Origin of the sequence: Solimonas variicoloris DSM 15731, from assembly GCF_000382285.1 — a bacterium.
GTDB classification, from domain to species: Bacteria; Pseudomonadota; Gammaproteobacteria; order Nevskiales; family Nevskiaceae; genus Solimonas; species Solimonas variicoloris.
This window is the reverse complement of the sequence record NZ_KB907928.1, coordinates 262,744-287,363: the sequence shown is the minus strand read 5'-3', so window position 1 is coordinate 287,363 and position 24,620 is coordinate 262,744. Positions and strand designations below refer to the sequence as shown.

At 70.1% G+C, this 24,620-nt stretch carries 22 protein-coding genes; 18 read left to right on the top strand and 4 right to left on the bottom strand.

Annotation, left to right across the window (positions count from 1 at the left end; translation table 11 throughout):
- The first annotated feature begins 144 nt into the window (after positions 1–144).
- From H149_RS0107555 to H149_RS0107535, 5 genes are all read left to right on the top strand, one after another.
- On the top strand, positions 145–843 hold the full coding sequence (locus H149_RS0107555) for a Crp/Fnr family transcriptional regulator (protein ID WP_020649141.1): 699 nt from the start codon (positions 145–147) through the stop codon (positions 841–843).
- Between the two features lie 390 nt (positions 844–1,233).
- Positions 1,234–2,247 (top strand): alpha/beta hydrolase, encoded by a 1,014-nt coding sequence (locus H149_RS20135; RefSeq protein WP_083930869.1) that lies wholly within the window; start codon positions 1,234–1,236, stop codon positions 2,245–2,247.
- A gap of 44 nt (positions 2,248–2,291) precedes the next feature.
- A complete protein-coding gene (locus tag H149_RS0107545) occupies positions 2,292–3,779 on the top strand; it encodes an OprO/OprP family phosphate-selective porin (RefSeq protein ID WP_020649140.1) in 1,488 nt (495 codons plus the stop codon).
- A 26-nt stretch (positions 3,780–3,805) separates the two neighbouring features.
- On the top strand, positions 3,806–4,912 hold the full coding sequence (locus tag H149_RS0107540) for a hypothetical protein (protein ID WP_020649139.1): 1,107 nt from the start codon (positions 3,806–3,808) through the stop codon (positions 4,910–4,912).
- A gap of 83 nt (positions 4,913–4,995) precedes the next feature.
- Positions 4,996–5,682: a LuxR C-terminal-related transcriptional regulator gene (locus H149_RS0107535; protein WP_020649138.1), complete on the top strand. Its 687-nt coding sequence runs from the start codon at positions 4,996–4,998 to the stop codon at positions 5,680–5,682.
- Here H149_RS0107535 and H149_RS0107530 read toward each other — a convergent pair.
- Entirely contained in the window at positions 5,641–8,277 is a 2,637-nt protein-coding gene (locus H149_RS0107530) for a hybrid sensor histidine kinase/response regulator (RefSeq protein WP_020649137.1), read from the bottom strand. The two genes, H149_RS0107535 and H149_RS0107530, sit on opposite strands and share 42 nt — an antisense overlap.
- A 170-nt stretch (positions 8,278–8,447) precedes the next feature.
- Here H149_RS0107530 and H149_RS0107525 point away from each other — a divergent pair, with 170 nt between their 5' ends.
- Positions 8,448–9,746, top strand: coding sequence for a dicarboxylate/amino acid:cation symporter (locus tag H149_RS0107525; protein WP_020649136.1), 1,299 nt, complete (start codon positions 8,448–8,450; stop codon positions 9,744–9,746).
- Positions 9,747–9,763: 17 nt separating this feature from the next.
- On the opposite strand, the gene H149_RS0107520 is transcribed toward H149_RS0107525, so the two are convergent.
- Positions 9,764–11,068, bottom strand: a complete 1,305-nt coding sequence (locus H149_RS0107520; RefSeq protein WP_020649135.1) for an MFS transporter — start codon at positions 11,066–11,068, stop codon at positions 9,764–9,766.
- 103 nt (positions 11,069–11,171) lie between these two features.
- On the opposite strand from H149_RS0107520, the gene H149_RS0107515 reads away from it, so the two are divergent.
- Positions 11,172–13,460, top strand: a complete 2,289-nt coding sequence (locus H149_RS0107515) for an NADP-dependent malic enzyme (RefSeq protein ID WP_020649134.1) — start codon at positions 11,172–11,174, stop codon at positions 13,458–13,460.
- 69 nt (positions 13,461–13,529) lie between these two features.
- Here the strand turns inward: H149_RS0107515 and H149_RS0107510 are convergent, their stop codons facing one another.
- Positions 13,530–14,573, bottom strand: coding sequence for a LacI family DNA-binding transcriptional regulator (locus H149_RS0107510; protein WP_020649133.1), 1,044 nt, complete (start codon positions 14,571–14,573; stop codon positions 13,530–13,532).
- 126 nt (positions 14,574–14,699) lie between these two features.
- A complete protein-coding gene (locus tag H149_RS0107505) occupies positions 14,700–15,173 on the bottom strand; it encodes an Mpo1 family 2-hydroxy fatty acid dioxygenase (RefSeq protein ID WP_020649132.1) in 474 nt (157 codons plus the stop codon).
- 144 nt (positions 15,174–15,317) lie between these two features.
- Between H149_RS0107505 and H149_RS0107500 the strand changes: the two genes are divergently transcribed.
- From H149_RS0107500 to cysW, 11 genes are all read left to right on the top strand, one after another.
- Entirely contained in the window at positions 15,318–16,310 is a 993-nt protein-coding gene (locus H149_RS0107500; protein ID WP_020649131.1) for a helix-turn-helix transcriptional regulator, read from the top strand.
- Positions 16,307–17,317, top strand: coding sequence for a DUF5924 family protein (locus H149_RS0107495; protein ID WP_020649130.1), 1,011 nt, complete (start codon positions 16,307–16,309; stop codon positions 17,315–17,317). Before H149_RS0107500 ends, H149_RS0107495 begins: the two co-directional genes overlap by 4 nt.
- 61 nt (positions 17,318–17,378) lie before the next feature.
- Positions 17,379–17,693 carry a rhodanese-like domain-containing protein gene (locus H149_RS0107490; protein WP_020649129.1) on the top strand — a complete coding sequence of 105 codons (315 nt, stop codon included), beginning with the start codon at positions 17,379–17,381 and terminating at the stop codon, positions 17,691–17,693.
- A gap of 334 nt (positions 17,694–18,027) precedes the next feature.
- Positions 18,028–19,389, top strand: a complete 1,362-nt coding sequence (locus H149_RS0107485) for an OprO/OprP family phosphate-selective porin (protein WP_020649128.1) — start codon at positions 18,028–18,030, stop codon at positions 19,387–19,389.
- Between the two features lie 26 nt (positions 19,390–19,415).
- Positions 19,416–20,414: a sulfate ABC transporter substrate-binding protein gene (locus H149_RS0107480; RefSeq protein WP_020649127.1), complete on the top strand. Its 999-nt coding sequence runs from the start codon at positions 19,416–19,418 to the stop codon at positions 20,412–20,414.
- 80 nt (positions 20,415–20,494) lie between these two features.
- Positions 20,495–20,725 (top strand): TOBE domain-containing protein, encoded by a 231-nt coding sequence (locus H149_RS0107475; protein ID WP_020649126.1) that lies wholly within the window; start codon positions 20,495–20,497, stop codon positions 20,723–20,725.
- A 40-nt stretch (positions 20,726–20,765) separates the two neighbouring features.
- Complete coding sequence (locus tag H149_RS0107470; protein ID WP_020649125.1) at positions 20,766–20,984, top strand: TOBE domain-containing protein; 219 nt, start codon at positions 20,766–20,768, stop codon at positions 20,982–20,984.
- Between the two features lie 5 nt (positions 20,985–20,989).
- A complete protein-coding gene (locus H149_RS0107465; RefSeq protein WP_020649124.1) occupies positions 20,990–21,613 on the top strand; it encodes a class II glutamine amidotransferase in 624 nt (207 codons plus the stop codon).
- Positions 21,614–21,641: 28 nt separating this feature from the next.
- Positions 21,642–22,640: a sulfate ABC transporter substrate-binding protein gene (locus H149_RS0107460; RefSeq protein ID WP_020649123.1), complete on the top strand. Its 999-nt coding sequence runs from the start codon at positions 21,642–21,644 to the stop codon at positions 22,638–22,640.
- 126 nt (positions 22,641–22,766) lie between these two features.
- Entirely contained in the window at positions 22,767–23,618 is an 852-nt protein-coding gene (gene cysT / locus H149_RS0107455) for a sulfate ABC transporter permease subunit CysT (protein WP_039748438.1), read from the top strand.
- 156 nt (positions 23,619–23,774) lie between these two features.
- Complete coding sequence (gene cysW / locus H149_RS0107450; protein WP_039748436.1) at positions 23,775–24,620, top strand: sulfate ABC transporter permease subunit CysW; 846 nt, start codon at positions 23,775–23,777, stop codon at positions 24,618–24,620.

Sequence of the window (24,620 nt, the reverse complement as noted above, 5' to 3'; positions counted from 1 at the left end):
TGCCCGCGGACGCGGGAACGGTTTCGATGTCATGGCCCGTCGCCGCTGCGTGCGGCGCGCCGGGCGCGGCGAGCTTAGCGACAAGGCTAGCCCCTGCTCTGTCATCTGGACGACAATCGAAGCCCCCGAGCGCCGATCCGGTCCATGTCCGAAGCGTCCCCCGCCAGCCTGTCCGCCGCCCTCCGGACCCATCCGTGGTTCGGCGAGCTGGCCGACGCGCACCGCGCGCTGGTCCTGGACACGGCGCGGCTCGTGCACTTCGACGCCGGCGAGTTCGTCGCGCGCCGCAACGCACCGTCGGCCGACTGGATCGGCGTGCATCGCGGCCTCGTCAAGCTCGCCGTCTACAACGCCGCCGGCGACAGCTGCACGTTCTCTGGCGTGCCGGCCGGCGGCTGGTTCGGCGAAGGCAGCGTGCTCAAGCGCGAGCTGCGCCGCTACGACGTCATCGCCGTGCGGCCGTCCGACGTGATCCTGGTGCCGACCGAAACTTTCCACCAGCTGCTCGCCGCCAGCCTGCCGTTCTCGGGTTTCGTGATCCGCCAGCTCAACGAACGCATGGGCGAATTCATCGCCGCGATCCAGAACCAGCGTCTGCTGTCGGTCGAAGGCCAGGTCGCCGGCGCGCTCGCGCAGCTGTTCAATCCGCAGTTGTATCCGTTCACCGCGACGGTGCTGGAACTGTCGCAGGAAGAACTCGGCCTGCTGACCGGCCTGTCGCGGCAGCGCGTCAACCGCGCGCTGCGCGCGCTCGAAGCACAGGGCCTGCTGGCGCTGTCGTACAACCGCATCGAGATCCTCGACCTGCCGCGCCTGCGCGCGTTCTGGCAACGCCAGACCTGAAGACCGCGCCGGGCCCGCGCCGCAGCCGGCCGCGCCGCAGCCCCCACGCCGGCGTCGCCGCCGGCCCCTGGCGCCAAGGCCCAAGGAACCGCTGAATAACGCCGTTATCGCGAGGCCGCGCAGCGGTCGCGGCGATCCAGATACATCGCTTGCGCAGGGCGCTACTGGATGGCTTCGTCGCCTGCGGCGCCTCGCCATGACAGAACAGGGCTGCTTCAGACCGTCCCTAAGACCAAGGCCCTAACACCAAGGTGTTATTGGGTCGGCAGCGACGCGCGCGTTACAAAGCCGCATGCCGATCGGGCGCGCTGCGCGCCACGCGCGGCCCCCGCCCCGCGGCGGCGACAAGAACCACAAGCGCGCCGTCCGCGGCGCAGGAGGAGCGTCACCATGGCTTCGATTTCCCGTGCCTGCCGCGCGTTCGCGATCCTCGTGCTCGCGTGCGGCGCCGGCCCGGCCGTCGCCGCAGCCGGCGCCGCGCCGACGCTCATCCCGCTGTGGCCGGACGCGGTGCTCGCCGATGCGCCGGTGCGCGGCCCCGAGCGCGTCGGCCGCGACGGCAAGGGCACCGGCGCCATTTCCAACATCCGCACGCCGCGCCTGGAGCTCTACCGCCCGGCCACACCGAACGGCACGGCGGTGCTGATCGCCGGCGGCGGCGGGTACTTCCGCATCCAGATCGGCAACGAAGCGGTGCCGACCGCGAAGTGGCTGGCGGCGCTCGGCGTCACCGCCGCGGTGCTCTATTACCGTCTGCCCGCCGACGGCTGGCCGGCCAGCGCGCCGTTCGCCGATGCGCAGCGCGCGATGCGCATCCTGCGCAGCCGCGCCGGCGAACTCGGCATCGATCCGCGGCAGATCGGCGTGCTCGGCATGTCGGCCGGCGGCCACCTCGCGGCGATCACCGAGACGCGCTACGCCGACGCCTTCCATGAACCGCTCGATGCGATCGACCAGGTTTCGGCGCGGCCCGACTTCGCGGCGCTGATCTTCCCGGTGATCTCGCTGCAGGCACCGCTCGACACCACGCGCAGCAAGCGCGAGCTGTCGACGCAGAAGGACGCCGTCGAGGCGTACTCGGCCGAGATGCACGTCAGCCACGACACGCCGCCGACCTTCCTCGCCCACGCCGCCGACGATCCGATCGCCGACGTCGGCCACAGCCTGGCGATGTTCAACGCGCTGCACGCGGCATCAGTGCCGGCCGAGCTGCACGTGTTCGAAGCCGGCGGCCACGGCTGGGGGCTCGGCGCGCCGAGCACGCTGGTCGCGCAATGGCCGCGCCTGTTCGCGACCTGGGCGCGCAGCCACGGCTTCATGTCCGGCACCGGCTACGCCGTGCCCCTGCCTGCGCCGGCCAGGGCGCAGCACAACGACGACCGCAGTGCGCCGCGCGACGAGTGACGCTCGTCCGCACATCGACCGCATTCACCAGACCAGGCATTCCGATGATTCCCTTTCGCAAGACCGCGCTGGCCGCGACGATCGGCGGCACGCTGCTGGCGTGCACGCTGCCGGCGCAGGCCGCCGACGTCAGCAACGCCGAACTGCTCCGGCTGGTCCGGCAGCAGGCCGAACAGATCCAGCAGCTCGAAGCGCGGCTCGCCGCCGTCGAAGCCCAGGCGCACGGCGCCGCGACCGCCGGCGCTGCAGCGCCAGGTGCTGATGCACCGGCGGCGCAGGCCGCGAGCACGCAGGCGCAGATCGACGCGGCGATCGCCGACACCCAGCAGACCCAGCTCGACGCGCTGCAGGCGCAGCTCGCGCAGCTCGCCGCCGGCGGCGTCAGCGGCGGCGGCAACGTGCGCTGGACCGACGGCGGCCCCGAGTTCCGCAGCGCCGACGGCTTCTTCAGCTTCCATCCGCGCGGCCGCGTGCTGCTCGACTTCTCGCATACCGACGGCTCGGCCTACGCCGCGCGCAACATCAGCGGCACCGAGGCGCGCGACCTGCGCCTCGGCGCCGAAGGCTCGATGGGCGCGCTCGACTACAAGATCGACGTCGACTTCTCCGACCAGGCGACTTCGGTCAAGGACGCCTGGATCGCCTACGACACGCGCCTGCTCGGCATCCCGGCGACGTTCACGCTCGGCAATCGTCTCAAGGACCGAAGCATCGACGGCTCCGGCACGCTGTCGCGGCAGCCGTTCATGGAGCGCAACGCGGTCGCCTCGGTCGGCCAGGGCGTCAACGGCTACTACGGCGTCGGCGGTTTCGTGAAGCTCTACGGCGACGGCTGGCACCTCGGCGCCAGCATCACCGGCGACGATCTCGACAACACCGGCACCGACAGCGATTCGATCATGTACGCCGTGCGCGCCCACTGGAACCCGCTCAAGGGCGCGCAGGGCTTCGTGCACGTCGGCAGCTGGTACTGGTACGAAAAGCTCGCCGACGACGTCACCTCGATCAACAACACGCCGCGCATCGGCCAGGACTTCAACGACAACCTGCGCGTCTCGGCCAGCTCGATCGCCAGCCCGACCCAGGACGAGGCCTACGGCTACGAACTCGGCGGCGTGTGGCGCAGCTTCTGGACCTTCGGCGAATACACCAAGCGCACCATCGATTCGGCGAGCACCGACGTCAGCGAGCGCGTCGCCACCTCGGTCTCGGCCGGCTGGCTGCTGACCGGCGAGAAGCCCGGCTTCTCGCGCCGCTCCGGCATCTGGGCCGGCACCAAGGTGCTGAACCCGGTGACCTCCGGCGGCTGGGGCGCCTGGGAGCTGGCCGCGCGCTTCGACCGCTACGACTTCCGCGATCTGCCCAAGGGCGGCAACGGCCGCGGCAGCACGATCGGCGTCAACTGGTATCTCAACGACTGGTCGCGCCTGATGTTCGACTACGTCGACTGGAGCACCGACAACCGCGTCGGCGACTACAAGGGGCCGGATTCCGGCCAATCGATCGGCGTGCGCGCGCAGGTCGTCTGGTGAGCAGCGGCACGAGGAGCACAACGATGATGGACAAGAACCCCCTGCGGACCCGCCTGCTGCCGATCGCCGCGCTCGCCGGCCTCTGCCTCGGCCTGCACGGCTGCATCGAGCGCGACGGCCCGGCCGGCAGCGACGGCGGCAGCACCGGCGGCGAAACGACCGGCGGCGGCACGCCCGACCCGGGCGTCTGCGCCGCGCTGCCGGCCGCGGCCACCACCTACAAGGGCGGCGATGCGCTCGGCGAGGAGCTGAGCGTCGCGCTCGACCCGGCGACGCTCGCCTACACCATCACCGTCGACGCCAGCCTGCAGCGCAGCGCCGGCACGCAGCGCAGCGGCACGCTGGTCGCGGTCGACGGCTGCACCTACGAAAGCGCCGAGAACGGCGCGCGCTTCACGATCGGCGCCGGCGGCGTGCTGCTCGGCGGCATCGCGGCCCCGCAGGGCACGGCGGCGACGCCGCTGCTGGCGTTCGCGACGAGCTTCAGCAATGCCGACACGCCGACCGTGTTCAACCCGGTCGCGGCGATCTACGACGTCATCGGCGTGACGCGCAGCGGCGCCAGCGACACGCCCTACGGCGGCGCCGGCCGGATCCGCAACGCCGGCACCTTCCAGCTCTGCGTCGACACCGCCAACGGCGGCTTCATGAGCTACGACACCGGCTGCGCGAACACCGCCAAGGGCTATCTGAACTACAACGCCACACGCGGCGCCTTCGATCTCTACGCCACCGACCCCGCCGGCGGCGCCAGCACCAGCGGCGGCACGCTGGCCGGCTCGATGGTGATCGGCCTGGTCGACGGCGCGGCGCTGCCGCTGCAGCTGCTGCGCACCTCGGCGAGCGAAGTCGGCCTGCGTCTCTACGCGCCGCAGGCGGCGCTCGCCGCCGGCAGCGCCGACGGCGACTACGCGAGCCTCGACAGCGACGGCGCCAGCGGCAGCGCGAGCTGGAGCGACAGCACGTTCAGCGACGGCAGCGGCAGCGCGACGCTGGCCTACGACACGCCGGTCGCCGGCGTCGTGCAGGCCAGCGGCGCGCCGGCCGGCTGGCTGCTGTACGGCAGCGGCGTCTACGGCTTCGTGCCGGCCGACGGCAGCGGCGCGGCGCTGACGCTGGGCCTGCGCCGCTGAAGGTAGCGCTGAGGGCGCGCGCGCCGGCGCGGCCGGCTTGCATCGTCGCCGCGGCTGCCACAAGGTAGGGCGACGAGGCCGCCATGAAGATCGTCATCGCCGACGACCACCCGCTGTTCCGCTCCGCCGTCGCGCATGCGCTGCGCGAGATCACCGGCGCGCTCGCGCCGCTCGAAGCGTCGAGCCTGCGCACGCTGGAGGACGCCGTGCACGCGCAGGCCGAGCTCGATCTGGTGCTGCTCGATCTGCACATGCCGGGCGCGCGCGGCTTCTCGTCGCTGATCTTCCTGCGCAGCGAGCGGCCGGAGGTGCCGGTGATCGTCATCTCCTCGAACGACCACCCGCGCACGATCCGCCGCGCCCAGCAGTTCGGCGCCGCCGGCTTCATTCCGAAGTCGGCGCCGGTCGGGCGCATGCTGGAAGCGGTGCGCACCGTGCTCGACGGCGGCGTCTGGTTCCCGCCGCTGGCCGCCGAGAAGAGCGAGGACGACGCCCGCCTCGCCGCGCGCCTCGCGCAGCTGACGCCGCAGCAGGTGCGCGTGCTGATGTGCCTGGCCGACGGCCTGCTCAACAAGCAGATCGCCTATGAGCTGGGTCTGGCCGAGAACACCGTGAAGGTCCACGTCACCGCGATCCTGCGCAAGCTCGACTGCCACAGCCGCACGCAGGCGGCGCTGCTGGTCAAGGCACTGGAGCCGGACCCGCCGCCGGAACGCGAAAGCGGCGGCTCAGGCGCCGGCGACGAGCAGCCGGCTGACGAGCGCGCGTAGCGCCGCCGGGCGGATCGGCTTGGCCAGAAAGCTCCAACCGCCGGCGCGTGCCGCCGCCTGCGCGGCCTCGCGCTCGGCCGACACCACGATCACCGGCGGTTCGCGCTGCCAGCGCGCGAACAGGGCCGGCAGCACGTCGGGGCCGACCGTGTCGCCGAGCCGGTAGTCGAGCAGCAGCAGATCCGGCGCCGTCGCCGGCGCGGCCTGGGCCAGGGCCTCGTCGCCGCCGGCCGCGAGCGTCACCGTGCAGCCCCAGCCCTGCAGCAGCGCGCGCGTCGCCGCGCGCACCGCCGGATCGTCGTCGAGACACCAGAGATGCCGGCCGTGCAGCGGCGAATCGTCGCCGGCGCCCGGCGCCGCCTCGGCGGCGGCAAGCTGCGCGACGCTGCCGCGCGGCACCGTCACCGAGAACACGCTGCCGCGGCCCGGCCAGGAGCGCAGACCGACCGGATGGCCGAGCAGGCGCGCGACGCGCTCGACGATCGCCAGGCCCAGGCCGGCGCCGCGGTCCTGCGCGTTGCGCCCGGTGTCGAGGCGGCGGAACTCCTCGAAGATCGCCGCGCGCTGCGCCTCCGGAATGCCGATGCCGGTATCCCAGACCTCGATGCGCACGGCGCCGCCGGCGCGGCGCGCGCCGAGCAGGATGCGTCCGGCCGGCGTGTAGCGGATCGCGTTCGACAGGAAGTTCTGCACGATGCGGCGCAGCAGGTCCGGATCGGTGTGCACGACGGCGCGCGTCGGCACCGCGCGCAGCGTCAGGCCGCGCGCCTGCGCCAGCACGCCGAACTCGCGCGCCAGCGCGCCGAGCAGCGGGCCGAGCGCGACGTCGCGGCGCCGCACTTCGAGCGCGCCGGATTCGAGCCGCGAGATGTCGAGCAGGCCGCCGAGGATCGCGTCCTGCGCGGCCAGCGCACCGTCGATGCTGTCGAGCAGCGCGCGCGACTCGGCGTCGGCGCCGCGCCCACGCAGCGCCGAGACGAACATGCGCGCGGCATTGAGCGGCTGCAGCAGGTCGTGCACGGCGGCAGCGACGAAACGCGTCTTGTAGCGGTTGGCGCGCTCGGCCTCGCCCTTGGCCAGTTCGAGGTCCTGGGTGCGCGCCTCGATGCGGCGCTCCAGCGTGCCGGCCAGCGTGCGCAGATCGCGCGCGGCGTTCTTGTACTGGGTGATGTCGGCGTAGCTGGTGACGAAGCCGCCGCCCGGCAGCGGATTGCCGCGAATCTCGATGACCGAGCCGTCCGGACGCTCGCGCTCGTGCAGATAGGCGGTGCCGGCGCGCAGGTGATCGAGACGGCGGCGGATCGCCTCCTCCTCGTTGCCGCCGGCGACCAGCAGGCCGCGCCGCGCGTTGTGGCGGAACAGATCCTCGATCGGACGGCCGACCTGCATCAGCTCGGGCGGGTAGCGGAAGATTTCGACGTAGCGCCGGTTCCAGGCGACCAGACGCAGCTCGGCGTCGACCACGCTGACGCCCTGCGGCAGGTGCTCCAGGCTGGCGCTCTGGCCGAGCGCCGCGCGGCGCGCCGCCTCGACCACGCTGTCCTGCGCGGTGCGCAGCGCCGCGGCGTGCTGCTTGACCATCTGCTCCAGCTCCTCGCGGCTGCGCCTGCGCAGGCGCGCGAGGCGCACGCGGCCCTGCGCGAACAGGGCCAGGAACAGCAGCGCCAGCCAGCCGCCGGCGGCGGCCAGCGCGGCGACGCGGCCGGCGCCGAGGGCCGGCGCCGGATCGCGCAGCAGGTGCAGCGTCCAGGTCTCGCCGGGCAGCGGCAGCGTCTGCCAGAGCAGCTCGCGGCCCGCGCCGGGCCGGGCCGGATCGTCGAGCCGCACGCGGCGGCCGTCGTCGCCAAGCGAGTCCTGCGCGCCGATGCGCAGCGGCTCCAGCGCGCGGCCGGCGTACTGGCGCGTACGCGCGATCTCCTGCGCCTCGGCGGCGGCCAGCGGGCGCAGCTCGCGATAGCGCCAGTGCGGACGGTTGGCGAGGATCACCACGCCGTGCTCGTCGCTGACCAGCACCGTGTCGCGCGCCGCCGCCCACTGCGCCTCCAGCTCCTGCAGATCGAGCTTGATGACGATCACGCCGAGCAGGCCGCCGCCGTCGGCGCGGATCGCCTCGGACAGGAAGTAGCCCGGCACGTTGGTGGTCGCGCCGACGCCGTAGAAACGGCCGCTGCCCTGCGCCGCGGCGCGCTGGAAATACGGGCGGAACGCGTAGTCGTGGCCGACGTTGCTCGCCGGCTCGCGCCAGTTGCTGGCGGCGACGCTGATGCCGCGGCGGTCGAGCAGCGTCAGCGTCGATGAGCGCGTCACGCCGTTGACTTCTTCGAGGCGCGCGTTGAGACGGGCCTGCGCGGCCGCGTCGACCGGCGCCGCCAGCGCGGCGCGCAGCTCGGGATCGAGCGCGAGCACCGCCGGCAGCGTGCGGTAGCGGTCGATGTAGCGCTGCAGCGGGTCGGCGTACAGGCCGAGCTGTTCGCGGGCCTCGGCGCCGTCCTGGTGCAGCGCGCGCTGCGTCGCCAGCTGCCCGGCGGCGAACGCCGCCAGCAAAGTGCCGCCGGCGCCGAGCGCGATCAGGCCGAGGACGGCGCGCGAGCGCATCGCGCGCAGCCGCGCCCGCCACCGTCCCGCTCGCCTGCCGATGCCCATCGCCGCATTCTAGGGCCTGCCCGGCCGCGGACCGGCGGCGTAGCGCGAAGGTGTTATAGGCAGGCCGGCGCCGGGCTGACATGCTCCGGACTTCTGCAAGCGCGCCGAGGAACGCCGCCGACATGAGCTCGAAAGCCTCTCGTTTCTACCTGCTGGTGCTGGCGGCGATCGTCGCCGGCGGCCTGCTCGGCCATTTCGCGCCCGATGTCGCGGTCCAGCTCAAGCCGCTCGGCGATGCCTTCATCGCGCTGGTCAAGATGCTGATCGCGCCGGTGATCTTCCTGACCGTCGTGCTCGGCGTCGCCGGCGTCGCCGACGTCAAGAAGGTCGGCCGCGTCGGCGCCAAGGCGATCCTCTACTTCGAAGTGGTGTCGTCGGTGGCGCTGGTCATCGGCCTGATCGTCGCCAACACGCTCAAGCCCGGCCACGGCTTCGACGTCGATCCGGCCACGCTCGATGCCGGCGCCGTCGCCAAGTACGCGCAGGCCGCGCACGAGCAGTCGACCGTCGCCTTCCTGCTGCACATCATCCCGAAGACCTTCGTCGACGCCTTCACCGGCAACGGCGATCTGCTGCAGGTGCTGCTGCTGGCGCTGATGTTCGGCTTCGCGCTGATGCACATCGGCGAGAAGGCCAAGCCGGTCGTCGTCGTGCTCGACTCGCTGTCGCAGGCCTTCTTCCGCATGATCGCGATGGTCATGAAGCTGGCGCCGCTCGGCGCCGGCGGCGCGATGGCGTTCACGATCGGCAAGTACGGCCTCGACAGCCTTGGCCCGCTGCTGAAGCTGATGGGCAGCTTCTATCTGACCTGCGCGCTGTTCGTGCTGATCGTGCTCGGCACGATCGCCCGCCTCACCGGTTTCTCGATCCTCAAGTTCCTGCGCTACATCCGCGAGGAGCTGCTGCTGGTGCTCGGCACCTCGTCGTCGGAATCGGCGCTGGTGCCGCTGATGCAGAAGCTCGAGAAGCTCGGCTGCCCGAAGGCCGTCGTCGGCCTGGTCGTGCCGAGCGGCTACTCGTTCAATCTCGACGGCACCAACATCTATCTGACGATGGCGGCGATCTTCGTCGCCCAGGCGCTCAACGTCGACCTGACGCTGACGCAGGAGATCACGCTGCTGGCGGTGGCGATGCTGACCTCGAAGGGCGCCTCCGGCGTCACCGGCGCCGGCTTCATCACGCTGGCGGCGACGCTGGCCGTGGTGCCGACGGTGCCGGTGGCCGGTCTGGCGCTGATCCTCGGCATCGACCGCTTCATGAGCGAGGCGCGCGCGATCACCAACATCATCGGCAACGGCGTCGCCACCATCGTCGTGTCGCGCTGGGAAAAGGAACTCGACGTCGCCCATCTGCGCCGCGAACTCGACGGCCACGGTTCGGGCGGCAACAACTATCCGGCCGCCGCGCCGGCCGGGCCCTGAGCGCGCTCGTTCGGCGCTCAGTGCTCGACGATGCGCGAATGCCGGCGGGTGTCCGGCATGGTCGCGTAGACCAGCAGCGAAATCGCGATGCAGGCGCTGACGTACCAGTAGTAGCCGCTCTCATGGCCGATGTGCTTGAACCACAGCGCCAGGTATTCGGCCGTGCCGCCGAACACCGATACCGTCACCGCGTACGGCAGGCCGACGCCGAGCGCGCGGATTTCGGTCGGGAACAGCTCCGCCTTGACCACCGCGTTGATCGCCGTGTAGCCGCTGACGATGACGAGCGCGGCCATGATCAGCCAGAACGCGCCGGCCACGTCGTGCACGTTCTGCAGCGCGCCGAGGATCGGCACCGTACCGACCGTGCCGAGCACGCCGAAGGCGATCAGGATCGGCCGCCGGCCGATGCGGTCGGACAGCGCGCCGACCAGCGGCTGCAGCAGCATGTAGCAGAACAGCGTCGCCGCCGAGACCAGCGTCGAGTCGGTCTTCGAGAAGCCGGCGCTGTTGACGAGGTATTTCTGCATGTAGGTGGTGTAGGTGTAGAAGGCCAGCGTGCCGCCCATGGTCAGACCGACGACGGTCGCCAGCTCGCGCGGATGGCGCAGCAGCTCGCGCATCAGGCTGCGGCCGCGCGACGGCGCCCGGCGCCGGAACGACTCGGTCTCGGCCATGTTCCGGCGCAGCACCAGCGCGACCAGGGCGAACAGCGCGCCGATCGCGAACGGCACCCGCCAGCCCCAGTGCTCCAGCTGCTCGGGCGTCAGCAGCACGAACTGCAGGAGCAGCAGCACGCCGATCGCCAGCAGCTGGCCGGCGATCAGCGTCACGTACTGGAAGCTCGAATAGAAGCCGCGATGCTCGCGCGTCGCCATTTCCGACAGATAGGTCGCCGAAGTGCCGTATTCGCCGCCGAGCGACAGACCCTGCACCAGCCGCGCGACCAGCAGCAGGATCGGCGCGGCGACGCCGATGGTTTCATAGCCGGGCGTGCAGGCGATCGCCAGCGAGCCGGCGCACATCATCGTCACCGACAGCAGCAGCGCCGCCCGGCGGCCGTGGCGGTCGGCGTACCAGCCCATCAGCCAGCCGCCGAGCGGACGCATCAGAAAGCCGACGGCGAAGATCGCCGCGGTGTTGAGCAGCTGCGTGGTGCGGTCGCCGGCCGGAAAGAAGGCCTTGGCGAAGTACAGCGAGAACGCCGAATAGACGTACCAGTCGTACCACTCGACCAGATTGCCGATCGAGCCGCTGAAGATCGAGCGGATGCGCCATGCCGCCGTGCGCGGCGGCGCGCCGGCCGCTGTGTCCTGCGTCATGCAAGCCTCCCCATGCCTGCCGCTTGCCTATAATCCGCCCACCCCGATCCCCGCGATGGGCGCCGCACGCGTCCACCTTACCGCAGACCCTCCCCCAGAACCCATGCGCGATCTCAAAGCCCTACGCAAAGCCGCCCTCGACTACCACGAGTTCCCGACGCCCGGAAAGCTGTCGGTGACGCCGACCAAGCAGATGACCAACCAGAGCGATCTGGCGCTCGCCTACTCGCCGGGCGTCGCGGCCGCCTGCGAGGAGATCGTCGCCGATCCGGTCAACGCCTTCCGCTACACCGCGCGCGGCAATCTGGTCGCCGTCATCAGCAACGGCACCGCCGTGCTCGGCCTCGGCGCGATCGGCCCGCTCGCCGCCAAGCCGGTGATGGAAGGCAAGGCGGTGCTGTTCAAGAAGTTCGCCGGCATCGACGTGTTCGACATCGAGCTCGACCAGCGCGATCCGGACAAGCTGATCGAGATCGTCGCCGCGCTCGAACCGACCTTCGGCGGCATCAACCTCGAAGACATCAAGGCGCCGGAGTGCTTCTACATCGAGCGCGAGCTGCGCAAGCGCATGAAGATCCCGGTCTTCCACGACGACCAGCACGGCACCGCGATCATCGTCGGCGCCGCCGTCACCAACGGCCTGAAGGTGGTCGGCAAGAAGATCGACGAAGTGAAGCTGGTGGTGTCCGGCGCCGGCGCCGCGGCGCTGGCCTGCGTCGAGCTGCTGGTCGACCTCGGCCTGCCGAAGAAGAACATCTGGCTGACCGACCTCGCCGGCGTGGTCTACGAAGGCCGCACCGAGCTGATGGATCCGAACAAGGCGCAGTACGCGCAGCCAACCGCCGCGCGCACGCTGGCCGAAGTGATCGGCGGCGCCGACCTCTTCCTGGGGCTTTCGGCCGGCGGCGTGCTCAAGCCGGAGATGGTCGCGAAGATGGCGGCGCAGCCGCTGATCCTCGCGCTCGCCAACCCGACGCCGGAGATCAGGCCGGAAGAGGTCAAGTCCGTGCGCGACGACGCGATCATCGCCACTGGCCGCACCGACTATCCGAACCAGGTCAACAACGTTCTCTGCTTCCCGTTCATCTTCCGCGGCGCGCTCGACGTCGGCGCGACGACGATCACGCGCTCGATGGAGATCGCCGTGGTGCACGCGATCGCCGAGCTGGCGCGCCAGGAGCAGAGCGACGTCGTCGCCCAGGCCTACGGCATCGAGGACCTGTCGTTCGGTCCCGAGTACATCATTCCGAAGCCCTTCGATCCGCGCCTGATCGTACAGATCGCGCCGGCGGTGGCGAAAGCGGCGATGGATGCCGGCGTCGCGACGCGGCCGATCGAGGACTTCGACGCCTATCGCCAGAAGCTGCAGCAGTTCGTCTACCACAGCGGCACGCTGATGAAGCCGATCTTCTCGGCGGCGCGCAAGCTGGCCCCGGAAAAGAGCCGCATCATCTTCGCCGAGGGCGAGGAAGAGCGCGTGCTGCGCGCCGTGCAGATCGCCGTCGACGAAAAGCTCGCCAGGCCGATCCTGGTCGGCCGCCCGTCGGTCATCGAGAGCCGCATCGCCCACTTCGGCCTGCGCCTGAAGGCCGGCCAGCACTACGAGGTCGTCAATCCCGACCACGACGTCCGCTACCGCGAGTACTGGCAGTCCTACCACGAGCTGATGCAGCGCCGCGGCATCACCGAGCAGTACGCGCGCCTCGAAATGCGCCGGCGCACCACGCTGATCGCGTCGATGCTGCTCAAGAAGGGCGAAGGCGACGGCATGATCTGCGGCACGATCTCGACGACCGGCCGCCATCTGCACTACATCGACCAGGTCATCGGCCGCCGTGCCGGCGCCTGCACCTACGGCGCGATGAACGCGCTGATCCTGCCGGACCGCCAGGTCTTCCTCGTCGACACGCACGTCAACCTCGATCCGAGCGCGACGCAGCTGGCCGAGATCACCATCATGGCGGCCGACGTGATCCGCCGCTTCGGCATCGAGCCGAAGGCGGCGCTGGTCTCGCACTCGAACTTCGGCACCTCCGACGCGCCGTCGGCGGTGAAGATGCGCGAGACGCTGGCGCTGCTGCGCGAGCGCGCCCCGGGCCTCGAAGTCGACGGCGAGATGCACGGTGACTGCGCGCTCGACGAGGACATGCGCCGGAGCATCCTGCCGGCGACGACGCTGCACGGCGACGCCAACCTGCTGGTGCTGCCCAACCTCGATGCCGCCAACATCGCCTACAACCTGCTGAAGACCGCCGCCGGCAACAATGTCGCGATCGGCCCGATCCTGCTCGGCGCCGCGCTGCCGGTGCACATCCTGACGCCGTCGGCGACGGTGCGGCGCATCGTCAACATGACGGCGCTGACGGTGCTGGAAGCCAACGCGAGCAAGTAGGCACCTCGCGGGGCGATCTGCAGACGGCGCCGCAAGGCGCCGTCCTGGTTTGCGCCAGCGCGCGACGCTTCAGGGCGCCGCCGTCGATTCGCGGCGCACCAGCGTGTGGCGCAGCAGGCGCTGCGCCGGTCCGCTGGCGCCGACGCGCGGCCGCCGCCGCAGCTCATCGACCAGCAGCTCGACGGCGGCGCGCGCCATCGCCGCGATCGGCTGGCGCACCGTCGTCAGCGCCGGCCACACCGTCGCGGCGATCGGACTGTCGTCGAAACCGGCGATCGACAGCTCGGCCGGTACCTGCAGCCCCATGCGATGCGCGACGCTGAGCGCCGCCGCCGCCATGTCGTCGTTGGCGGCGAAGATCGCCGTCGGCCGCGGCCGACGCGCCAGCAGCTTCTCGGCGGCGGCGAGTCCGGAGCGGTAGCTGAACAGGCCGGCCTCGACCGGCGCATGGGCGGCATCGAGGCCGGCCGCGGCAAGCGCGTCGACAAAGCCCTGCAGCCGCTGCGCACTGACCGACTGGTTCGGATGGCCGCGGATGAAGCCGATGCGGCGATGGCCGAGCCCGAGCAGGTACGCGGCCATCTCGCGCGCGGCCTTGTAGTTGTCCATGCGCACGCTCGGAAAGCTCGCGCCGGCGTGGCCGGCGCCGACTTCGACGGCGATCGCGCCGGCGGCGCGGATCGCGTCGAGCACGGCGGCCGCCTCGCACAACGGCGGCGGCAGGATCACGCCGCGAATGCCGTCGTTCAGCAGCTTCTGCACCGCGGCGCGCTCGGCCGCCGCCGTCGTGCCGCATTTCTCGACGACGATCTGGCAGCCGCCGCGGCTGCTCGCGTCGAGCGCGCCGAGCAGGAACTCGCTGAGAAACGCGCTGCTGGGATTGCTGTAGAGCAGGCCGATGCGGTGGGCCTGCGCGCCGGCCAGGCGGCGCGCGGCCGGATTCGGCGCATAGCGCAGTTCCCGGATCGCCGCGGTGACGGCGGCGCGCGTCGCGTCGGTGACGTTGGCGCCGTGGTTGATGACGCGCGACACGGTCATCGGCGAAACGCCGGCACGCGCAGCGACTTCGCGGATCGTCACGGCCTGCCCGCCGCGGCAGCGCTTCTTGTGCATGGGCTCCGAACGTGACAGGCGTGACAGGATTCTTTCAGTTCGGCGCACGCGCCCGCAAGCGCGGCGGCTGCAACAACGCAAACGGCCCGCCGGAGCGGGCCGTCACGGGCGTGCAGCGTACGGCGATCAGCCGGCGGCGAACCGGCGCCCGGTCGGAATCGCCATGCGCCGGTAGACCGCATCGAGCAGCCACAGCGGCCCGATCAGCAGGAACTGCAGGTCCTTGAAGAACGACGGCCGCGCCCGCTCGACGTGGTGGCCGATGAACTGGCCGATCCAGGCGACGACGAAGATCGCCAGCGCGACCCAGATCAGCTGCGCGCCGAACGCCGCCTCGGCGGCGAGCACCAGGCGGTAACCGACGAGGAACACCGCGCTCATGCCGAGCGCGAGCTGCCACGACAGGCGGAAGTAGTAGAGCAACACCAGCACGCCGACCACGCTCAGGGCGTTGAGGTAGCCGTGGCCGACCGGAATCAGCTTCAGCGCGCAGGCGATCGTGAAGGCGATCAGCGGCACGCAGATCCAGTGCAGCGTCTTGTTGACCGGATTGCGGTGGCTGACGTTGTACTCGTCCAGCCATTGACCGAGCGTTCTCATTGTTCTGGCTTCTCGCGCATGAGTGCGCGTCTCCTATGCTGTTAGTATGGGCAGTGCCCACGCACTGCCCGATAGTAAAAACCGCCCACGGAAATCGGACAGGCCCGTCGTCCGAAAAATAAGCAGGAAGCGCTCGAAGCCGGCATGCAAAAGCCCTCCCCCGTCGACGCCATCGATCCGGTCGATCGACTGATCGCCCGCGCTTACCGTTCCGGCCTGCAGGTACCGGCCGGTCAATTCCGCGAGTGGGCCTTGTCGCAGCTCGCACGCGTCGTGCCCTGCGACGGGGCGCTGTGGGGCAGCGGCAGCGTCTCGCAGATGCGCTTTCATACCGTCACCGTGCACGGCCTGCCGGTGGAATTTCCGCGGCAGCTGCAGTCGACCACGGCGATCAACCCGATCATCGCCGAGATCCTGCAGAACCTCGACACGCCGGTCGACATGCGCGACGTGTTCCCGGACGCCGAGTTCTTCGCCTCCGAGCTGTACGCGAGCACCTTCGCGCCGTACGGCATCCACCGCATCCTGTCGACCGGCCATCTCGATCGGCGCAGCGGCCTGTATTCGCTGCTGACGCTGTACCGGCGCGACCGCGACGCGCCGTTCAGCGACGTCGACCGGCAGCGCCAGAAGCGCGTCATCTATCACCTGTTCAACGCCGCCTCGCATTCGTTCTTCCTGCATCTGGCGCGCACGCACGCGGATCGTCCGCCGGGCGCCGCCGGCGCGGTGGTCGACGGCGCCGGCATTTTCCACGAGGCGCAGCCGCGCTTCCTCGACCTGCTCGACGAGCGCCTGCCGAACCGCGAACCGCAACGCCTGCCGTTCGCGCTGCCGGCGCCCGGCGAGATCGCGCCGTACGCGGACCTGATGGTGCGCTGCGAGCGACTCAGCGATCTCTACCTGATCATCATGTGGCCGGCCGGACCGCTCGACCGCCTGACCGCACGCGAGCGCGAGATCGTCTACTGCGTCGCGCAGGGCCTGTCGTTCAAGCAGGCGGCGAAGAAGATCGGCGTGGCGCCGTCGACGGTCGCCAATCACCTGTACCGCGTCTACCGCAAGCTCGGCGTCTACAGCCGCACCGAGCTGGCCAATCTGGTGCACCCGCAGGCGGCGCCGACGCAGGACCCATGAACGGCCGCCTCGACGCCCGCACGCGGCTCGCCGCACTGTGGGCGCGCTACAAGCATCTCGTCGCGCTCGGCAGCTTCCTTGCCGGCGTCGCCAGCCTGCTGCTGATCCAGCGCCAGGAGAAAGTCGCGCAGACGCTGGTGATCCTGCTGCCGCTGTCATGGCTGGCGGCGCTGAGCGAGCCGTACTGGATGCGCTTCGCCGAACGCGGTCGCTGGCTGCGCTATTCGCCGGCGCTGCTGCGCTACCTGCTGCAGGGGCTGCATCAGGAATCCTTCTTCTTCACGCTGCCGTTCTTCCTGGCAACGACCACCTGGACCAGCACGCAGCCGCTGTTCGTGCTGCTGCTCGCCGCCTTCTCGCTGGTGTCGATGATCGACCCGCTGTACTTCGGCCGCGTCGTCGTCAGCCGGCCCTTGCTGTGGAGCTTTCATGCCGCGGCCGGCTTCACGACCGTGCTGACGGCGGCGCCGATGCTGTGGCAGATCACCACCGCGACCAGCCTGTGGCTGGCGATCGGCGCCGCCGCACTGCTGTCGCTGCCGGCCTTCGCCGCGGCGCTGCCGTGCGGGCGCTGGCTGCGCTGGCCGGCGGCGCTCGCCGGCGCGCTGCTGCTCGCCGGCACGCTCAGCGCGCTGCGCTTCGCGATCCCGCCGTCGACGCTGCGCGTCTACGACGCGCACGCCACGCAGACGCTCGACGTCGAGCGGCGCAGCGCCGGCCCCAGCGTCGAACGCCTCGGCGCCGACGCGCTGCGTGACGGCGGCCTCTACGTGTGGACGCCGATCCACGCACCGCGCGGCGTCGAGGAACGCATCGTCCATCAGTGGTGGCACGAAGGCCGGCTGATCGACAGCATTCCGATCGAGATCCGTGGCAGCCGCGAATCCGGCTACCGGACCTGGACGCACAAGACCGCGTTCCCGCCCGATCCGCGCGGCCGCTGGGAGGTACGCGTGGTCACGCAGAGCGACCAGCTGATCGGCGTCGTGCGCTTCCGCGTCGAGTAGCGGCACGGCCGCGCCGCGCGCCCTCTACCGGCATCGCCCGCGCCCGCCCTACACTGCCGCCATGAAGATCATTTCCGTCACCGAACTCCAGGAGCAGCTGGCGGCGCAGGCCGTCACGCTGATCGACGTGCGCAGCGCCGACGAACTCGCCCTCGCCGCGATCGCCGGCGCGCGGCACATGCCGATGCACGAACTGCCGCAGCGGCTCGGCGAGCTCGATCCGGCGGCGCCGATCGCCGTGCTGTGCCATCACGGCGTGCGCTCGGAAATGGCCGGCCGCTTCCTGGAGAAGAACGGCTTCGCCGATGTCGCCAGCGTCGCCGGCGGCATCGACGCGTGGTCGACCGACGTCGATCCCGGCGTGCCGCGCTACTGAGCCCCCTCGCCGCGGCGACGCGTCCGCCCGCGAAACCGACCGGCAGGTCGGCACGCGCGACACGACCGACGTGGTCGGCGCGCCACGACGACGCCATCCATCCCCAAGCGGCAGCCGGCCGCCCGGCAAGCCGCGAGCCGGACCTGCGGCCGAACCGTCGCTTGATCACCCCCACGCTGCAAGCGAAAGCCGCACCGGATGCCCGGCACGGCTTTTCTGTCGGCGTGATTAAAACTTTCAGAACTATAAAAGTCTCCATATATTCTTTTACTGGCCGTCCTTGGCCCGGCAGCATGTGCGCACTTTCAGACCTCGTGACCAGGGAGTCGCGTTCATGCCGAAGCACATCAACAAGCGCATCAAGGGGAGCATTCAGCGGCTGAGCGTCCTGCCGCTGCTGGCGGCGGCGGTCGGCGCCCAGGCCCAGGAGGCGCCGAGCACCGAACAGCTCGATCAGCGCATCCGCGTGCTCGAGCGCCAGCTCGAGATCCAGAAGGAAGAAAGCGACGCCAAGGCCAAGGACGCGGCGACCGTGTCGGCCGGCGAGAAAGGCTTCAGCATCAAGTCGGCCAAGGGCGACTACGAATTCAAGTTCCGCGGCCTGCTGCAGGCCGACAGCCGCTGGTACTTCGACGATCAGGCGCCGCGCAGCAACGACGGCTTCCTGCTGCGCCGCGTCGAGCCGACCTTCGAGCTCACGCTCGGCAAGTCGCTGTTCTTCCGCATCCAGCCGAACTTCGCGCCGGACAGCGCGACGGTCTCCGACGTCTACGGCGAACTGCGCCTGTCGCCGGCCTTCAACATCCGCGCCGGCAAGTTCAAGGCGCCGGTCGTGCTCGAGAATTTGCAGGCCAGCGCCGCGATCGAGTTCAACGAACGCGGCTTCCCGAACGAGCTCGGCCCGAACCGCGACTACGGCGTGCAGCTCGGCGGCACGTTCCTGTCAGGCACCACGAACTACGCGATCGGCGTGTTCAACGGCGCGCCGGACGGCCGCGACGGCAAGCAGCAGCCGGACAGCGACAATCGCAAGGAGCTGGCCGCGCGCCTGTTCGCCGAGCCGTTCAAGAACGATCCGGGCTTCTTCCAGGGGCTGGGCTTCGGCGTCGGCGCCTCGCATGGCGACAAGCAGGGCAGCGCCGACGCGACGCAGGTCAAATACCGCACGCCGGGCCAGAGCACCTTCTTCAACTATCTGGCGGCGACCGGCAGCACGGTCGGCTATGACGGCGCCGAAACGCGCATCAGCCCGCAGGCGTACTTCTACCGCAACGGTTTCGGTCTGCTCGCCGAATACATCGTCGCGCGCCAGGAAGTGGTGCTCGGCGCCAGCCGCGAGAAGCTCGACAACAAGGCCTGGCAGGCGGTCGCCAACTACGTCCTGACCGGCGAGGACGCCAGCTTCTCGGGCCTGAGCAAGCCGAAGAACCCGATCGACAAGGGCGGCTTCGGCGCCTGGGAACTGGTGGCGCGCTACGGCGTGCTCGACATCGACGACGACGCCTTCCCGATCTTCGCCGATCCGGCCAAGTCGGCGAGCAAGGCCACGACCTGGGCGGCCGGCGCCAACTGGTATCCGGTCAACAACCTGAAGGTTGCCCTGAGCTACGCGCAGACCGGCTTCGACGGCGGTGCCGCGAGCGGCGACCGCGAAGACGAAAAACTGCTGCTCACCCGTTTCCAGATCGCGTTCTGAACACCGACGAACGCCAGGAGCTTGTCATGATCAAGAAGATTCTCGCCGCGGCCGCGCTGGCCGTCGCCGTGCCGGCGACTTCGTTCGCCGCCAGCTACAACCTGCTGAACGTTTCCTACGATCCGACCCGCGAGCTGTACAAGGCCGTCAATGCCGCGTTCGCCGCCGACTACAAGGCCAGGACCGGCGACACGGTGACGATCCAGCAGTCGCACGGCGGCTCGGGCAAGCAGGCGCGCGCCGTCATCGACGGCCTCGACGCCGACGTCGTGACGCTGGCGCTGGCCGCCGACATCGACGCGATCGCCAGGAACGCCAAGACCTTGCCGGCGAACTGGCAGTCGCGGCTGCCGAACAACTCGTCGCCGTACACCTCGACGATCGTCTTCCTCGTGCGCAAGGGCAACCCGAAGAAGATCAAGGACTGGGACGATCTCGTGAAGCCGGGCGTCAGCGTCGTCACGCCGAACCCGAAGACCTCCGGCGGCGCGCGCTGGAACTACCTAGCCGCCTACGCCTATGCGCTGAAGAAGCACAACGGCGACGACGCCAAGGCGCGCGAGTACATCAAGGCGCTGTTCAAGAACGCGCCGGTGCTCGATACCGGCGCCCGCGGCGCGACCACGACCTTCGTGCAGCGCGGCATCGGCGACGTGCTGCTGGCCTGGGAGAACGAGGCCTTCCTGTCGCTCGAGGAGTTCGGCGCCGACAAGTTCGAGATCGTCGCCCCGTCGCTGTCGATCCTCGCCGAGCCGCCAGTCACGGTGGTCGACAAGAACGTCGACAAGAAGGGCACACGCAAGGTCGCCGAGGCGTATCTGCAGTACCTGTACACCGACGCGGCGCAGGAGATCATCGCCAGGAACCATTACCGCCCGATCAATCCGGCGGTGGCGGCCCGCTACGCCGACAAATTCCCGAAGCTGAGCCTGGTCACGATCGCCGACTTCGGCGGCTGGACCCAGGCGCAGGCGACGCACTTCGCCGACGGCGGCGTCTTCGACCAGATCTATCTGAAGAACTAGCGCATCCCGGTGGTGGGCGGGACGGTCGCACGCACGCGACCGCCCCGCCACCCTTTTTAGCCGCCACGGAGAATTCCCCCATGTCCGTCACCGCCATCAACACCCGCAACCAGTTCAAGGGCAGCGTCGTCTCGATCAACCGAGGCCCGGTCGTGTCCGAAGTCGAAATCGAAACGCCGGCCGGCATCATCAGCGCCGTCATCACCACCAGTTCGATCGACCGCCTCAAGCTGCGCATCGGCGACAGCGCGCTGGCGCTGTTCAAGGCCACCGAGGTGCTGATCGCCAAGATCGGCGACCAGGCCGCGTAGCCGCCAGCCTTTTTTCGCATCCCCCGACCGGAGTCCGTCCGTGAGCGTCACCGCCATCAACACCCGCAACCAGTTCAAGGGCAGCATCGTCGCGATCCATCGCAGCCCGGTGATGTCGGAGATCGAGGTCGAGACCCCGGCCGGCATCATCAGCGCGGTCGTCACCACCAGCTCGGTCGACCGCCTGCCGCTGCGCATCGGCAGCGACGTGCTGGCGATCTTCAAGGCCACCGAAGTGCTGGTGGCGAAACTGGGCTGACGCCGATGTGCCTGATCATCCACAAACCGGCCGGCGCCGAGATTCCCGCCGACCTGCTCGCCGCCGCCGCCGTGCACAACGGCGAAGGCTGGGGCCTGATGGGCTTCGACGACGGGGGCCGCGTGCTGATCGAGAAGCGCGCGCTGGTCAACGTCGACGAGTTGGTCGACGTCGAGCGCGCCTACCGCAGCGCCGAGTACGTCCTGCATCTGCGCCGCCAGACCCGCGGCGGCAGCGGCATCGACAACGTGCATCCGTTCAAGATCGTCGACGGCGTCTGGCTGATGCACAACGGCACGCTCAAGCTCGAAACGCGCGTCGCCGGCAAGTCGGATACCTGGCACTTCGTCACCGACGTGCTGCGCCCGCTGGCGCAGCGTCACCCCGGCCTGCTCAGCGACTACGCGTTCATCCAGGTGCTCGAACACGGCCTCAAGGCCGAGAACAAGCTGGCGCTGCTCGACCAGCGCCTGCGCCGCATCGTGCTCGTCAACCGCGCGCACGGCGCCGAGGTCGACGGGCTCTGGCTCAGCAACACCCGCTGGCTGGATCGTCACCGCTATCCGCTGGCCCAGCCGCTGCAGCCGCAGGAGCGCCAGTACGGCGCCCACGAGCTGCGCTTCGTCTGAACCGATCCGAACCTCCCGAACCCCCGCCATGAAATCCTGGACCCGCACCCTCGCCGCCGCCGCGCTCGGCCTTGCCGCACCGTTCGCGCAGGCCGACACGCCGCTGCTCAACGTGTCCTACGACGTCGCCCGCAACTTCTACCGCGACTTCAATCCGGCCTTCGTCGCCGACTGGAAAGCCAAGACCGGCACGAGCGTCGGCATCGACCAGTCGCACGGCGGCTCCAGCAAGCAGGCGCGCTCGGTGATCGACGGCCTGGAAGCCGATGTGGTGACGATGAACAACCCGCTCGACATCGACGCGATCGCCAAGGCCGGCGTGCTGTCGCGCGACTGGGCGAACCAGTTCCCGCACGGCGCCAGCCCGTCGTGGTCGCCGATCCTGTTCCTCGTGCGCAAGGGCAATCCGAAGGGCATCCGCGACTGGAACGATCTCGTCAGGCCTGGCGTGCAGGTGGTGATCCCGAATCCGAAAACCTCCGGCAACGGCCGCTACAGCTATCTCGCGGCGTGGCAGTACGCGCGCCAGCAGCCGGGCGGCAGCGACGCCGGCGCGCAGGCCTTCGTCGCCAAGCTGTTCGGCAACGTGCCGGTGCTCGACACCGGCGGCCGCGGCGCGACCACGACCTTCGCCCAGCGCGGCATCGGCGACGTGCTGCTGACCTTCGAGAACGAAATCCGCCTGATCCAGAAGGAGCTCGGTGCCGACCGCTTCGAGGTCGTCGTGCCGTCGCTCACCGTGCGTGCCGACAATCCCGTCGCCGTGGTCGACAAAGTCGCCGCCAAGAAGGGACACGAGAAGCTGGCACGCGCCTATCTGCAATTCCACTTCAGCCCGGCCGGCCAGGAGATCATCGCCCGCAACGACCTGCGCCCGGTCGACGAGGCGGTGCTGCAGAAGCACGCCGAGCGCTTCCCGGCGGTGCAGGCCTTCACCGTCGCCGAAGCCTTCGGCGGCTGGCCGAAGACCCAGGCCACGCACTTCGCCGACGGCGGCGTGTTCGACCAGATTTATGCGAAGCGCTGATCCGCCGGACACCGCCATCGGCATTGTCCGATGGCGGCCGGCGCCGGCCGGGCCGACACTAGCAGCGTTCCGCGGCGGCGCATCGCCATGCGCCGCCTTCGTTCCATCCGTCACGAGTTCCATCTCATGAGCGCCGTCCCCGGCCCCCGCCCTCGTCCCCGAACCGTGATTCCCGGCTTCGGCCTGACGCTCGGCTACACCCTGCTGTACCTGAGCCTGCTGGTCCTGATCCCGCTCGCCGGCGTGTTCGTCCACGCCGCCGGGCTCGGTGCCGAGGGGTATTGGCAGGTCGTCAGCTCGCCGCGCGTGCTCGCCGCGCTGAAACTCAGCTTCGGCGCGGCGCTGGCCGGCGCGGCGATCAACGCCGTGTTCGGACCGCTGATCGCCTGGGTATTCGTACGCTACGAGTTCCCCGGCAAGCGCTTCTTCGACGCCGTCATCGATCTGCCGTTCGCGCTGCCGACCGCGGTCGCCGGCATCGCCCTGACGGCGCTTTACGCCGGCAACGGCTGGATCGGCCAGTATCTCGAACCGCTCGGCATCAAGGTCGCCTACACGCCGCTCGGCATCATCGTCGCCTGCACCTTCATCGGCCTGCCGTTCGTCGTGCGCACCGTGCAGCCGGTCCTGCAGGACGCCGAGAAGGAGCTGGAGGAAGCCGCCGCCTCGCTCGGCGCCAATCGCTGGCAGACCGTCACGCGCGTGATCCTGCCGACTGTGCTGCCCGCCGCACTGACCGGCTTCGCGCTCGCCTTCGCGCGCGCGGTCGGCGAGTACGGCTCGATCATCTTCATCGCCGGCAACCTGCCGATGGTGTCGGAGATCGCGCCGCTGCTGATCATCATCAAGCTCGAAGAATTCGACTACGCCGGCGCCACGGCAGTGGCGAGCGCGATGCTGATCCTGTCGTTCGCGCTGCTGCTCGTCATCAACGGTCTGCAGGCCTGGGCGAGGCGGAGACATGCGCATGTGCGCTGAAGCTTCGCGCCGCCGAGCGCCCGGCCATGACAAGAATCGCCGTCGCGCCACGGACGGCAACACCCACGCTTCGAGTTCGCCCGCATGAGCGCCATCACTGATTCGACGCTGCAGGATCCGCCGCGCCTGCCGCCGGAGTTCGACCGGGGGCCGCTGATGCGGCGCAACGCGGCGGTCACCGAGGCGCCGTGGGTGCGCTGGACGCTGACCGCGGTGGCGCTGCTGTTCCTGCTCGGCTTCCTGTTTCTGCCGCTGCTCGCGGTGTTCGTCGAGGCGCTGCGCAACGGCGTGTCCGCCTACTTCGCCGCGCTCGTCGAACCCGACGCGCTGGCGGCGATCCGGCTGACCCTGCTGATCGCCGCGATCACCGTGCCGCTGAACCTGGTGTTCGGCGTCGCCGCGGCCTGGGCGATCACCAAATTCGAATTCCGCGGCAAATCCTTCCTGATCTCGCTGATCGACCTGCCGTTCTCGGTGTCGCCGGTGGTCGCCGGCCTGATCTACATCCTGATCTTCGGCGCGCAGGGCTGGGCCGGGCCGTGGCTGATGGACCACGGCATCAAGGTCGCGTTCGCGGTGCCGGGCATCGTGCTGGCGACGATCTTCGTGACCTTCCCGTTCATCGCCCGCGAGCTGATCCCGCTGATGCAGGAACAGGGCACGGAATACGAGCAGGCGGCGCTGTCGCTCGGCGCCAGCGGCTGGCAGACCTTCTGGCGCGTCACCGTGCCGAACATCCGCTGGGGCCTGCTCTATGGCGTGCTGCTCTGCAACGCGCGGGCAATGGGCGAGTTCGGCGCGGTCAGCGTGATCTCCGGCCATATCCGCGGCCAGACCAACACCATGCCGCTGCACGTCGAGATCCTCTACAACGAATACCAGTTCTCGGCCGCGTTCGCCGTGGCCTCGCTGCTGGCGCTGCTGGCGCTGGTGACGCTCGGCGTCAAGACCTATCTCGAATGGCGGCACGGCGATGAACTCGCCGCCACGCGCAAACACTGA